The sequence below is a fragment of the Glycocaulis sp. genome (assembly GCF_051859565.1).
GTDB lineage: Bacteria > Pseudomonadota > Alphaproteobacteria > Caulobacterales > Maricaulaceae > Glycocaulis.
Genome location: NZ_JBHYFK010000007.1, coordinates 183,330 through 197,020 on the forward strand (window position 1 = coordinate 183,330; position 13,691 = coordinate 197,020).

General features: G+C 62.4%; 11 protein-coding genes. 8 read left to right on the top strand and 3 right to left on the bottom strand.

Going from position 1 to position 13,691, the window contains the following annotated elements; all coding sequences use genetic code 11:
- Positions 1–33: 33 nt before the first annotated feature.
- Positions 34–1,665: a protein translocase subunit SecD gene (gene secD, locus ACTIGC_RS11695; protein WP_439634575.1), complete on the top strand. Its 1,632-nt coding sequence runs from the start codon at positions 34–36 to the stop codon at positions 1,663–1,665.
- A gap of 15 nt (positions 1,666–1,680) precedes the next feature.
- On the top strand, positions 1,681–2,655 hold the full coding sequence (gene secF, locus ACTIGC_RS11700; protein WP_439634576.1) for a protein translocase subunit SecF: 975 nt from the start codon (positions 1,681–1,683) through the stop codon (positions 2,653–2,655).
- Positions 2,656–2,738: 83 nt separating this feature from the next.
- Here the strand turns inward: secF and ACTIGC_RS11705 are convergent, their stop codons facing one another.
- Positions 2,739–4,052, bottom strand: a complete 1,314-nt coding sequence (locus tag ACTIGC_RS11705; RefSeq protein ID WP_439634577.1) for a serine hydrolase domain-containing protein — start codon at positions 4,050–4,052, stop codon at positions 2,739–2,741.
- 127 nt (positions 4,053–4,179) lie between these two features.
- On the opposite strand from ACTIGC_RS11705, the gene ACTIGC_RS11710 reads away from it, so the two are divergent.
- Positions 4,180–5,031, top strand: a complete 852-nt coding sequence (locus tag ACTIGC_RS11710; RefSeq protein ID WP_439634578.1) for a squalene/phytoene synthase family protein — start codon at positions 4,180–4,182, stop codon at positions 5,029–5,031.
- Here the strand turns inward: ACTIGC_RS11710 and ACTIGC_RS11715 are convergent.
- Both ACTIGC_RS11715 and trmFO read right to left on the bottom strand, forming a co-directional pair.
- Complete coding sequence (locus ACTIGC_RS11715) at positions 5,028–6,983, bottom strand: alpha/beta hydrolase family protein (protein WP_439634579.1); 1,956 nt, start codon at positions 6,981–6,983, stop codon at positions 5,028–5,030. The genes ACTIGC_RS11710 and ACTIGC_RS11715 overlap by 4 nt on opposite strands.
- Positions 6,984–7,064: 81 nt before the next feature.
- Entirely contained in the window at positions 7,065–8,468 is a 1,404-nt protein-coding gene (gene trmFO, locus ACTIGC_RS11720; protein WP_439634580.1) for a methylenetetrahydrofolate--tRNA-(uracil(54)-C(5))-methyltransferase (FADH(2)-oxidizing) TrmFO, read from the bottom strand.
- A 150-nt stretch (positions 8,469–8,618) separates the two neighbouring features.
- On the opposite strand from trmFO, the gene ACTIGC_RS11725 reads away from it, so the two are divergent.
- The 5 genes from ACTIGC_RS11725 to ACTIGC_RS11745 all read left to right on the top strand — a co-directional run bounded on the left by ACTIGC_RS11725 (position 8,619) and on the right by ACTIGC_RS11745 (position 13,687).
- Entirely contained in the window at positions 8,619–9,740 is a 1,122-nt protein-coding gene (locus tag ACTIGC_RS11725; protein WP_439634581.1) for an energy transducer TonB, read from the top strand.
- 4 nt (positions 9,741–9,744) lie between these two features.
- The gene (locus ACTIGC_RS11730) at positions 9,745–10,506 is read left to right on the top strand and encodes a hypothetical protein (protein WP_439634582.1); all 762 of its coding nucleotides are present in this window, start codon (positions 9,745–9,747) and stop codon (positions 10,504–10,506) included.
- Between the two features lie 104 nt (positions 10,507–10,610).
- Positions 10,611–11,666, top strand: a complete 1,056-nt coding sequence (locus ACTIGC_RS11735) for an energy transducer TonB (protein WP_439634583.1) — start codon at positions 10,611–10,613, stop codon at positions 11,664–11,666.
- A gap of 58 nt (positions 11,667–11,724) precedes the next feature.
- Complete coding sequence (locus tag ACTIGC_RS11740) at positions 11,725–12,570, top strand: hypothetical protein (RefSeq protein ID WP_439634584.1); 846 nt, start codon at positions 11,725–11,727, stop codon at positions 12,568–12,570.
- Positions 12,571–12,646: 76 nt separating this feature from the next.
- Positions 12,647–13,687: a hypothetical protein gene (locus ACTIGC_RS11745; RefSeq protein ID WP_439634585.1), complete on the top strand. Its 1,041-nt coding sequence runs from the start codon at positions 12,647–12,649 to the stop codon at positions 13,685–13,687.
- The last annotated feature ends 4 nt before the right edge of the window (positions 13,688–13,691 follow it).

Here is a 13,691-nt window from a genome sequence, read left to right on the forward strand (position 1 = left end):
CTCAGCGCTGCTGCGCCCTATCTGCAATCCGCCATGCTTTATTTTGCCCGCTGGAAGATCGCCCTCATCCTTGGAGCCATCCTGATCGGGGTGCTGTTCCTTCTGCCCAATTTTGTGCCGGAGAGCACGCGCTACGGCCCTGATGGCCGTCCGCAAGGCGTGTGGACAGTCCTGCCCAGCGACACGCTCAATCTGGGTCTGGACCTGCGGGGCGGATCACACCTCGTTTTCCAGGTGGATATGGATGAGGTGCGTTCGGAGCGCCTCGTGCGCCTGTCTGATGATGTGCGCACCGTATTGCGCAACCAGCCGGCCATCCTGACGGCGGCGCCTGCCGTGGTCGAGGGCCGCGTTGTCGTGCGTCTGTCTCGCCCGGACGACATGGAGGCGGCGCTGCGCCGGCTCAGAGCCATCAACGAGCCGGTCTCGAACTCCTTCGGTCAGGCCAGCATGGACCAGACACTGTCCATTGATGCTGATCCGGATGGCCGTACGATCCGCGTTGGCATTACCGAGGCCGCTTTCTCTGAAATCCAGCGCCGCACCGTCACCCAGTCGGTGGAAGTCATCCGCCGGCGTATTGACGGCACGGGCACGACCGAGCCGACGATTGTCCGTCAGGGCGATGACCGAGTGCTGGTGCAGGTGCCGGGCGAGAGCGATCCCCAGCGCATTATCGACGTTGTCGGCACCACGGCGCGTATGACCTTCCACATGGTCGAGGCCAATGTGGATCCCGGCCCGGACGGGCAGGGGCGTACACCGCCCGGCGTCATCATTCTGCCGACCGAAGAAGCGGGCGAGCCCTTCCTGGCCGTACAGCGCCGTGCGCTGGTGACCGGCGAGCAGCTCGTGCGCGCCAGCCAGGGCTTCAACGAATCCGGCCAGCCTTCGGTGAACTTCACCTTCAACACCTCCGGCGCGCGCGCCTTTGGTGATGCGACGGCAGCCAATGTCGGGCGCCGCTTCGCCATCGTCCTCGATGATGTCATCATCTCCGCGCCGCGCATCCGCTCACCCATTATGGGCGGATCGGGCATGATCGATGGCGGTTTTACGGTTCAGTCCGCGAATGACCTGGCCAATATGCTCAATGCCGGCGCGCTGCCTGCGCGCCTGACGCCGGTCGAGCAGCGCTCGGTCAGTGCCGGTCTGGGGCAGGACTCGATTGAACGCGGCCAGACCGCCATCATTATCGGCTTCAGCCTCGTCATTGTCTTCATGCTGCTCGCCTATGGCTTCTTCGGCATCGCGTCCACGCTGGCGCTGATCGTCAATATCTGTCTCCTGATGGGCGGTCTGTCGGGGCTGCAGGCGACGCTGACCCTGCCGGGTATCGCCGGTATCGTCCTGACAATCGGCATGGCGGTGGACGCCAATGTGCTGATTTTCGAGCGTATCCGCGAGGAATACCGATCAGGGCGGACGGTCACCAACGCCATCGAGAACGGCTATCAGCATGCGCTGTCGGCCATTCTGGACGCAAACGTGACGACCTTCATCGCGGCGGCCGTGCTCTACATGATGGGCGCCGGTCCGGTGCGCGGCTTCGCCGTCACGCTGGGTATCGGCATCGTGACCTCGGTCTTTACCGCCTTCGTGTTCTCGCGGCTTCTTCTGGCGGGTTGGCTGCGTTTCGCCAAACCCAAAGCCCTGCCGATGTAGGCGGGAGAAAAAACCATGAATCTTTCCAGTTTTGCTCTCGTACGCTTCCTGCCGGTGGAGACCAATTTCGGCTTCATCCGCATGCGGGTCGGCGCGTTTGTCCTCTCGCTCTTCATGGTGCTGGGGTCGGTGACGGCCTTCTTCACCATGGGCCTCAATCTCGGCATTGATTTTCGTGGCGGCACGGCAATCGAAATCAGCACGCAGGGACCAGCCGACATCGCGCTGATCCGCGAGGTGGTCACGGCTGCGGTCCCCGGCGATGTGCAGGTACAGGGCTTTGGCACCGAGGAAGACGTCCTTATCCGCGTCGGTGAAATCGATCCTGAAGTCATCAACGCGCTCGAAGGCTTTGACGCTCTTGACGCTGCACAGGCCCAGCAGGCCGTGCAGCAACTGGTGCGCGCCGCGATGGTCGAGGCGATTCCCGATGTCAGCTTCGAGCGGATGGAGGTCATCAGCCCGCAAGTTTCCGACGAGCTGCGCGTCGCCGGCGCGACAGCGGTGCTCGTCTCGCTCTTCCTGATGCTGGTCTATATCTGGCTGCGCTTTGAGTGGCAGTACTCGGTAGGCGCGGTGCTGGCACTGGCCCATGACGTGATCATCACGATCGGCTTTTTCTCCGTCACCCAGCTGCAGTTCAACCTGCCGACCATCGCGGCCATTCTCACCATTGTCGGTTATTCGATGAACGATACCGTGGTCATTTATGACCGCATCCGTGAGATGTTCCGCAAGTATAAATCCCTGCCAACGGCCGAGGTGCTGGACCTTGCCATCAACGCCACCCTGTCGCGCACCATCCTGACGTCGGGCACCACGCTGGTGGCGCTGATCGCCATGGCGGTCATGGGCGGTCCGGCTCTGGAAGGCTTTGCGATGGCGCTGATCTGGGGTGTGGCCATCGGCACATATTCCTCGATCTTTGTGGCTGCACCTCTGCTCACTGTGACAGGTGTCCGCCGCGATGCCGGGGACCGCGAGGACTGACCGGCCCCGCCAGCAGGCATCTGAACCAAAGAAAAACCCCGGCGCTGGCGCCGGGGTTTTTGCTTGCAGGCTGTGTGGCAGGCTTACTCGGCGATTACCGCAGGCATGAGCTGGCGGAATATCGCTCTGGCGCCTTCACGCGGCGTTGTAGCAGAAGGCTGCTCCTGCGCCAGGATCAGCGCCACCACGCCGGTTTGCGGGCTGACGAAGAAATCGGTGTCGAAATAGCCGCCCCAGCCGAAATCGGCCGGGTAGCCGCTCGCCGATGAGCCCTGTCCCTCATAGACAACGCCCAGCGAGTAGCCAAAGCCCAGATTGCCGGCATTCATGTTGTCCGGCATGCGGTCTGCACCGACATGAACCCTTGTCATCGCGTTCACACCCTCTTGCGACAGGATGCGTGTGCCCTCCAGTTCCCCGCCATTGGCAAGCGCCTGCGCGAAGCGGAAATAGTCGTTGGCGGTAGAGAACAGGCCTGCGCCGCCTGCGGCGACATTGGCGCCAAACGCATAATCCAAGCTGGACGGCAGCGGCTGGATCGCCCCGCTCTCATCGTGGGTGTACAGCGTTGCGATGCGGCCATGCAGCGCCTCATCCGGAAAGAATGTCGTGCTGTCCATGCCAAGCGGCCGGAAGATGCGCGACTGCATATAGCTTTCTAGATCCTGCCCGGAGACAACTTCCACCACCCGGCCCAGAATGTCGTTAGACCAGCTATAATACCAGCGCTCTCCGGGCTGGAAATAAAGCGGCAGTCCGGCCAGATGGTCGATGCGCTGCTCCAGCGTCATGTCGCGGTCTTCATAGACGTTGCGGGTAAGGTAGAGGCGGCCCAGATCCGTCTCGTAATCAAACACATAGCCGATACCGGATGTATGGGTGAGGAGATCTTCAATCGTGATCGCGCGGGCGGCCGGCACGGTCGCGATCTCACCGCTTTCATTGGCCATCACCGACACCGCCACGTGTGCATCGGCAAAAGCAGGGATGATGTCGGCCAGCGGCTGGTCGAGCCGCAGCGCGCCATCCTCGACCAGCTGCATCACCGCGACGGCAGTAACGGGTTTGGTCATGGAGGCAATACGCACCAGCGTGTCGGCATTCATCGGGCGTTCCGCCTCGATATCGGCGTAGCCGGCCTCGGAGATGTGTTGCACCACACCGTCACGCGCGATGAGCGCCACATAGCCGGAGCGCGCCTGCGCGGCGGCGAACTGGTTCAGCGTGGCATCCAGCGCGGCCAGACCTTGCCCGTTAAGCTCGCGCGCGGCGGGTATGAACTCGCTCACCGTATCGGCACTGGCCTGCGTTTGCGGGCTGCAGGCGGCAAGGCCGAGGGATCCCGCCAGCGCGGAAGCCAGCAGAAGGGTGGTCAGGCGCCAGCGCGCGTCATACATGTCGGGTCTCCGCAGCAAGGGGGTGGTGTCTGGTGACGCGAAGCTCACCCCGCAGCTGCAGTATTGGCAAGTCAAAACACGCCTCTCTCCTGCGATTGGCGCCGTATTTTCTGGAAACTGTCACGATATGAGTGCCGACACCTTCGCTGATACGCTTCGCCGCGAGGATCCCGCCCGGTATCTGGCCAGCCTGTTTGCGCCTGCGCCGGTTCGCGCCAATCTCTGGGCGCTGTACGCCTTCAATGCAGAGATCGCCCGCATCCCCGCCAGCGTAAGCGAGGCTGTGATCGGCGAAATGCGTCTGGCGTGGGCCAGGGAGGCTCTGGCCGACCTGTATGCCCGCCCGCCGCGCGTGCGCCGCCATCCGGTCTATGAGGCGCTGGCCATCCTGCGTGACCAGCCAGGTGCCCCGGACGAGGCCCTGCTAGCAGGCCTGGTCGAAGCAAGAAACGCTGATCTGGGTGAGGGCGCGTTTCCCGACGCGGCAGAGCGTGACGCTTACATTGACCGCACAGCAGGCACGCTGATGCGCGCGGGCGCCCGCCTGTGTGCTCCGGACTGGCAACCTGGCGATGAGGCGGAGCGCGCCCTGACGGCAGCGGTGCGCCTGTGGGGATATACCGGCCTGCTGCGCGATTTTGCCCGGCTGTGCGCGGCTGGCCGGCCGCCTGTCACGCAAGACGAGCTGGAGGCCAGTGGCGCCAGTGTGGAAACGCTGCGCCGGGGCTTGCAACCCGAAGCCGCCATAAAGGCCCGTCAAGGGCTGGTGGACCGGGCGCGACGGGCGGCCAGTGAACTCAGTGCCGCGCGCCGGGCGCTCCCGGCACCGGTTTTTCCCGCCATCGGCTATGCGGTGCTGGCGCGAGGCCATCTCGCCGCTGCCCGCCGGCCGGCAGACCCATACAACTACGCCCCCGCGGATAATCCGCTGGGGGCGCAGCTTGCCCTGCTGTGGGCTTCGGTTACAGGCCGGGTCTAGCGCTGTGCGTCATTGCCGATATGAGCGTCCAGGAACCGAACGGTTTCAACTAGCGTGCTCATCCGCCCGCCATAAGTTGAAAGCCAGTGGTCTTCGCCATCTACAACAATCAGTTCCACCGGCTTGCCTGCCTGACGCATGGCCCGTTCCATGATCTCGGACTGGCGGAGGGGGACAACCGTATCGTCGCGACCGTGGATAAGCAGCAGGCCTGCGGTTACGCGGTCAGCAAACAGGGCGGGCGAGTTTTCTCGCATCCGGCCGCGGCCCTCATCGTTCGCCATGGCCTGCATCCAGTAGCGGGCCACCGGATTGTTTGGATCGCGTCGTCCGCCGGCGAATGTGTACATTTCTGACAGGTCGGACACGGGAGCGATAGCTACGCCGCACTGGTAGAGATCAGGAGTGAATGTCAGGCCGGCAAGCGTCGCGTATCCACCATAGGATGCGCCCACGATGCATACGCGATCAGGATCCGCCAGGCCTTCTTCAATGAGAGCTCGAACGCCATCAGTCAGATCGTGCTGCATGATGCCATTGCCCCACTCACCGTCGCCAGCGCGCTCCCACGCGCGGCCATAGCCGGTCGATCCACGAAAGTCGGGCTGAAGGACCAGATAGCCCTGTGACGATATGCCGTGAGCCAGCCAGTCAAATCCGCTGGTTTCATGCGAGGCCGGTCCGCCATGCGGCAATATTACCAGCGGCATCGGGCCATCACCGGCAGGGCGGGTCAGGAATGCCGGAATGTCGGCTCCATCTCTTGCGGTGTAGTTGTAGCGTTGACGAGCTGGCAGCTCGACCCCGCGCAGCGCAGGGTAGCCTGTGGCCAGAAAGTTGAGGGACATGGTTTCGGGGTAAAACAAATAATAATCTGGTGCGGCGGCACTGTCATTTGTCCCTACCAGTATGACCGAACGGTCGCGCGACCAGCTGAAAATGCCGACTTCATCGTCCGGCAGAGCTTCAGCGATCATGTTTTCATATCGCTCCAGCTCCTCGTCGAACCAGTGTGCAGAGTTCTCATCACGCGTGAAATACGCAGAGACGATGCGGTTGGTGTAGGGGTCAACCAAAGCGCCTCCAACTTCTGACCGGGGGTCAGAAAGCACGGGGTCGCTGAACTCGCCTGTTTCGAGGTCCATCCACGCCAGGCGGCGGGTATTGCCAGGAACCAGTACGGCCGCTCTGTTACCTTCCGGTGCCATGCCGATGGGGATGACCATTTCCGTTCTTGATGAAGACCGCCACACCTCGCGCCACCGATTGCCCTGGCGAAGCTCAATCCACTGGTTGCGCCCAAGCCGGTTGACCGAGACACGCACAGCAGGCTCTCCGCCGTCGTCAAACAGCCAGCCGCGCGTTTCGCCGCTCCCGCGCTCCACCATGCGCGCTTCTCCCGTAACGGCATTCACGGCAAAAAGGTAAAGCGGAATATCACTGAACCGCATATTGCGTCCCAGGACGCCATAGGCAGCGGTGTAGATTTCACCTGCTTCCCAGTCTACGGCGAGCACCGAGGACAGAGACGAGTTCACACCCACCCGGCTCTCGCCGACAAGAAGCTGCGATACAGGCGCGTTTGGCACATCGGTGCGGACAAGAAAGGCCGCGCCAAACTCGTAGGCATTGCTGCGACGGGAGCCGAAATCGTTGGTCTGGGTTACATTGATCAGCAGGACGTTGTCGGCAACCCAGCGCACGGAACGCGCTTTTTGCTGGCCAACGCTTATCCATCGCGTATCGCCGCCAGTAAGAGAAGCAATGCCTACAACGATCAGGTCTTCTTCAGCGCGCAGGAACGCCACTTCAGTGCCATCGGGTGATAGGCTAGGGCTTGAGAATGCCGGCAGCCGGGCGAAATGTGACACATCCAGCGTTTGAGCAGTGGCGTGTCCCAGCGTTGCCAGACCGATGAGGCTGGCACATAGAGCGGTGAAAATTCTAATCATTACAGTCCCCTCGAAATCCTGAGGGCAAGCATAGTGCCGCCGATTACGAAATTGCAATGATTCACCGCGCTCGCGGCGCAATTACTCAGCTGCGTGTTTCGTCAGTCCCAGCCAGGCATCGCAATCGGCAAGGGCGCGCGCGCTCATTACCCGCTTCTTGGCTTGCGCCTTGGCAGCGCCGCGCAGGCGCTCGCCGTTCGGCCCCTTGGACGGCCCCTGCATATCCGGGAATAGGCCGAAATTGACATTCATCGGCTGGAACGCGCCCTTGCGGCCCGGCACATGGCCGGTGGTGATGTGCATCAGCAGCGCGCCCAGTGCCGTGGTCGGCGGGGGCGGCGTCACGGGCCGGCCCAGACGCTCAGCGGCGGCAAACCGGCCCGCGAGCAGCCCCATGGCCGCGCTTTCCACATAGCCTTCAACGCCGGTGATCTGGCCAGCAAAACGTAAAGAGGGCCGGGCTTTCATCCGCATCACCGGGTCCAGCAGCTTTGGCGAGTTGAGGAAGGTATTCCTGTGAATGCCGCCCAGCCTTGCGAACTGTGCGTTCTCCAGCCCCGGTATCATCCGGAAAATGTCGGTCTGCGCGCCGTATTTCAGCTTGGTCTGGAAGCCGACCATATTGAACAGCGTGCCGTGGGCATTGTCCTGACGCAGCTGGACGACGGCATAGGGCTTCTCGTCGGGTTTATGCGCATTGGTGAGGCCGCGCGGCTTCATCGGCCCGTGGCGCAGTGTTTCGATGCCCCGCTCGGCCATCACTTCGATGGGCAGGCAGGCTTCGAAATAGGGCGTGTCCTTCTCCCAGTCGCGGAACACTGTCTTGTCACCGGCCAGCAGCGCCTCGACGAAGGCGTGATACTGCTCGCGGTCCATAGGGCAGTTGATATAGGCGGCGCGGTCTTCCTCCGTCTCGCCCTTGTCATAGCGTGACTGCTTCCACGCCACGCCCATATCGATGCTGTCGGCAAAGATGATTGGCGCGATGGCGTCAAAGAAGGCGAGCTCGCCTTCACCCGTCAGCCCATGCACCGCCTCGGCCAGTGCAGGCGAGGTGAGGGGGCCGGTCGCCACGATCACATTGTCCCAGTCTTCAGGCGGGAGCCCGGCGATTTCCTCACGGCGTATCTCGATATTGGGGTGGGCTTCCAGCTTCGCGGTCACCGCGCGGGAAAAGGCTTCCCGGTCCACGGCCAGCGCGCCGCCTGCAGGCACCTGGTTCACATCGCCCATCGCCATGATGAGCGAGTTCGCCCGGCGCATCTCTTCATGCAGCAGGCCGACCGCATTGGTCTCATGATCGTCCGAGCGGAAGGAGTTGGAGCAGACCAGCTCAGCAAGGCCATCTGTCTGGTGGGCCTCGGTACGGCGTACCGGGCGCATTTCGTGCAACGTAACGCGCGCGCCAGCCTCTGCCGCCTGCCAGGCCGCTTCCGAACCGGCCATGCCGCCGCCAATGATGTGTATGGGTAAGGTCTGTGTCATGGCGCGGATATAGCGCCGCAACGGCGCAGGCTCAAACCGGCAGGGCAGGCGGCCCAGGATAATTCCCGCCGGGCGCAAATTTCGTGTTGACCATCCGCGGTTTGCATCCAAGGATTGCGTCAGGGGAAGGCGGGCTGAACGGGGGCAGCAATGCAGAAACTTATTATCGCGGCGCTGGCCGCTATTGGCCTGAGCGCGGCTGTCCACGCCATTCCGCCATCGGTGATGGAGCCGTACCGCGCCTATATGGCCGCGATCGAGGGTGATGATCTGGCAAGCGCCACCACTCACGCCGAAGCGGCGTATCAGGCAGGCGTGGCCGCGCAGATCGACGCCGACACGCTGGCTGCACTGGCCGAAAACAGGGCGCAGATTTACACCGATACTGGCGATCATCGCCGCGCCGCCGCCGCGTGGAATGACTTGACCGGGGTGCTTGAGCGTGCGGGGGCGGACGTCAATGCACGGGCAAGAGTCCATGTGTTAGCCGCGTCACAGCAACTTGCAGCCGGGGAGCGTAGAAATGCGTTGAACCGTGCCGGCCAGGCACTTGAACTTTTCCCGGAGGGTTCGGCGTCCAGTATCGTGTTCGAAGCGCTCCTTATCCAGGCCACAGCCGAGTGGCAAAGCCAGCGGGTGCGCAGTGCCGGGCCGCCGGCCGTGCGCGCGCTGGACGTTTTTGGCGCGATAGAAGCTCAGCCAACAGCCAGCCTTATTCAGCTCTCGGTATTCGCCGGATCGTACTACGCACTGGTCCGCGAGCCGTCAGAGTCAGCCTTTTACCTCAGTCTCGCGGCGGATTATGCCGAGCTCTTTCTGGGGCGTGGCGACCGCTATGCGATTGAACTGGGAATTTGGGCAAATTATGTGCGCCGCACCCTTGATGACGCCCAGCGCGAGGCCTTGTTCAACCGCCAGGTGCAAAGCCCATTATATCTCGCAGATATAGCGCGCCCAGCGCAAAACGAAGAGGAGCCGGAGCCACGTCCGGCTGGCTGGGTGGACGCCTCGCCGTCAAACCGTATCCCGCCAACGTACCCATCAGCAATGCTCCATGCGGGTCTGGAAGGTGTCGCGGTTGTGCAGTTTTCTGTCCTGGAGAACGGACGGACCGGGAATATCAACGTTCTGTTTTCCGTCCCGCATCAGGAGTTCGGCCGTGCGGCGCGTCGTGCTGTCCAGCAATGGCGGTACACCCCGGCGACGGTAGACGGTGTTCCGGTTGTCCGTGACGGCGTACATACTCAGTTCGAGTTTAACCTGAGGGATTAGGGCAATGATCCCGATAGTGGTGGCAGCCTTGTGGTTGCAGGTCAGCTCCGAATGTGCGCGTGTCAATCCCGGGTCAGCCTGCGTCGAAGCAATCATTGAGGCATGGAATTCAGGCGATGCCGTTACTGCTGGCCACATGGCCGGCGACTATTTGCTCTCAACAGTTGAATCCAAGGGGCAGCTGGCACCGGAAGGGGCTGGTCTGGCCTTTATTGCCGCTATCGGCGCGGAGATGGAGCGGAACAGTGACGCAGCGTACTGGTTCTGGGTGGCACGTCAGCATGAGGATGTTTGCGGGCCACTGCCCGATGAATTGCGCCGGGTCGTAGACGAACAACATTACCCTATTGGCTCAAGACGTGGGGGCGACCGGCGGGTGCTTGCAAGTGCATTTTACGAGGCCGGCCAGCACCCCTGCGGCGTATCGTTAGCGCCAATGCCTGATATTGCCGCCCCGGCGGCAACGGCGGCAACCGCATCAGCGCCCGCACTGATCGTTTTTGGGGATGGCAGCTCTCAGCGAGCGGGCTTGCCGCCCGCTACCAATTTGCCGCGCAATGCGCCTGTTCAGATTATCTACGAATACCCGCAAGGCGTGACCCTCTCTGAACCAGGACTCGACGAGATCAACAGATTCAGCCGGTTTCGTGCGGCGGTGCGGGGCACAAGTGTCGTCCTTAATCCCTGCACTTCCGTTTACGGCGTCAGGACGAGGCGGCCTGTAGAACTCTGCCGGGCTGATCAGCCAGCCTCCGGCGCCGATTGATATGAAAGAAGGCTGGCGGCGATCCATTTTGGCGTAACCAGCTTCAAACCTGGCGGAATAGGGGGGTGATTGAAATGGGGGCTGGTGGCATATGCAAACTGGCGATGATCGTTCTGGCGCCTGTTCTGGCGGCTAGCTGGCAGGCTGACATTGCCTACGCCATTCCGCCATCGGTGATGGAGCCGTACCGCGCCTATATGGCCGCCATCGAGAGTGATGAGCTGGCAAGCGCCACCACCCACGCCGAAGCGGCATATCAGGCAGGCGTGGCCGCTCGGATTGACGCCGGCACACTGGCCGCACTGGCCGAGAACCGGGCACAGATTTACTACGACCTGGAGGATTACGCTGCCGCCGCCCCGGCCTGGGATGATCTTCATGCACTGGCACCGGATACAGATACGCTAGCGCTGGCGGCAGCAGCCTATCTGTTGGCGGGGGACCGGGCCAGCGCGGCAGCGCGTGCCAGAAGCTTGCAGGTGTCCTCCTCCTCGCTTTCGGAAGATTTGCGGTTTTTCACTGGCTACATCATCGCCGTTCATGAAGGTCCAGGTCAGTATCTGGCTCAAACGGGCAATCAGATACGCGGCGGTGATGACCACGCCCCGGCGATCCTGCGGCAAATTCTCTTGGAGGGTGACAGAGCTGTCAGGTCTCGACAGCGTGAGCGCGTGATTTTGCTGTCAGGGCTCGCCACTGGCGTGGCACGCGGCACAGGCATGGATGAAGCGGTGACCGGCCATCTTGCCTCTTGGTATCACAGCGCCCTGAATGGACTGAGAAATCGCCGGGCGCTGCAGGAGTCTCTGGAGACATCGCATCTCGTCAAGCTATTGCTACGGCAGGGGTATTTCCCAGGTGTCCCGCAGGGAGAAGCCGGAATTTCTGACGAGTCCCTTATCGAGCGGTTTCCGCCTCAGTATCCAGTTCGGGCATCGGAGCGCGGTTTGGAGGGCTATACGGTGCTCAGGTTCGAGGTGGGAACCGACGGTCAACCAGAGAATATTGAGGTGGTTTTCGCCACGCCTGACGGGAATACTTTTATCCGGGAAAGCGTCAGGGCGCTTGAGAGATGGCGATATACACCGCCTGTCGAAGACGGTGAACCATTCCGTCGTGAATGCGTGGAGACGACGTTCAGTTTTTTCTTGGACAATTAGCCCCCTGCGTCACAGTGATCCTTGGCAGGTGGAACGCATCGGGCTAAGTCCCGCTGCCATGAAACTCATCCATGCCGATGCCCTGCAAGACGGGCTTGCCCTCATATTGCGTCATCCCCGCGCCGTTCTGGCCGCCAGCGCGCTGTGCGCAGGCATTGCCGCGCTCGAAGCGCTTGTCTTCTCGCTTACTGGCGAAACGGGGCCGGGGCTGATTGGCGTCACCCTGCTTTTCATTCTTGGCTTTCATGCCTGGGTGATTGCGGCGGTGCTGGTCACGCGCCCGGCGCTGGGGCTGGCTGAGGGAGACATTCAGGACCGGGTTCGCGACGTGTCGCGTCTGGTGCTGGTAGCCGGGCTGACGCTTGTGCTTGTGCTGACCGTGCTCGGCACCGCCTTCGTCATGCTGGCCTTCATGCTGGGCGCGCTGGCGATACTGGGCGCGGAGCGTACAGGCCTGACCGAGCCGCCCGAAGGCTTTGTGAATATCTTCGCCCTGTTCAGCACCGCAGAATGGATCATCGCGGTTGCGCTGATCACGGTGTTCGCCGGTTTTGGCCTCTGGTTCATCTCCCGCCTGCTGCCCGGCATTCCAGCCACGCTGGCGCGCGGCAAGGTGCAGCTTCTGGCCGCTTGGCCGATATTGCAGGGAAGGGGGCTTGGCGGCTTCATCACCGGCACGCTGGCGGTGCTGCCCGGCATTGTGCTGCTGGTGGCCTTCGCCTTTCTGGTGGAAAGCGTGACAGGATATAACCCCGCGCAGGGCGTGCGGGCAGACGGGCTGAACCCGCTTGGCATTGCGCTTTTGCGCGCCGTTCTGGTGGGCGGATCGGTGGCCTTCGTGCTGACCCCGCTCCTGGGCGTGCATGCCCGCCTCTACATGAAATTTACGTCACAAAGCGTGTAAAACACGCCTTGAGGCGTGCCGTGCTCACGGGCCTGTGATAGCGTCCCGCCAAATTGTTGCAGGGCAGGGACATACAATGGCATCTCCGAGCGAAGCGAAATACGATTTCACCAGCGCAGCCTTCTGGTTCTTCAAGTGTGTGGGCCGCAATCCGGGCGGTGCCTTCTCGATCGCGCTCTGGCAGATCATTGCCTATGCGGTGATCATCGGTGCTCTGCTGGTTTTCGGCCTGCCGGCGATCCAGTCGATACTGGAGCTGGTCGCTGTCAATGACGACCCGGACCCCAGCGAGGTCTTCGCTGCTGCAGGCACACTGCTGGCTCTCTCCCCGGTTATTGTTATTGTCTCGCTTCTTATAGCCCTGATGGCGCAAGGCGCCTGGCTGCGTTTCATGACGCGCAACGAGGTGGCGGGCGGTATCCCCTTCCGCCTCGGCGCAGACGAGGGCCGGCTGTTTCTCGTCAATCTGTGCCTCGTCGCCTTCGTGATCGCGGGCTATGTCGCCGCCATCCTCTCTTTCGGGATCATTGTTGCCGTAACGATGGGGATCAATTCTGCCGCGGAGGGCGCTCTCTGGGCGGCGCTTCTCAACGGCGTGATCTGGTTTGTGGCAGTCGTGGGCTTCACGGTGGCTGCCTTCATCATCGCGGTGCGTTTTGCGGCCGGTCCGGCGCTCACCGTGCGCCAGAAAGGCTTCCGCCTGTTCCATTCCTTTGCCGCCACGAAGCGGATCGTCGGCTGGCTGGTGCTGACCTATTTCGTCCTGCTTCTGATCGCGCTCGTCGGCTCCATGGTCCTGTCCATCGTCCAGCAGATCGCCGTGATGGGCGGCATGATGGGCGCCATCGCCCCCTACTGGGGTGATCTGATGGCGGGCGCCGAGCCGGACCCCGAACAGGTCCGCGAGATGATCACCGGGCTCATCACCAGCCCGGCAGCCATTATCGCCCTGTGCGTGATGTTGCTGGCGCAGGTGATCTTCCACATCGTGTTTGAAGGCCTGTGGCACGGCGTCGGCGCCTACACGGCGGTTCGCCATGATGGCGGTGATGGCCCGTTTGAAACCGATCTTGCTGCCCCGGCTGAATCGGTCGGCAACGCGCCCTCCGAAGGATAACTCG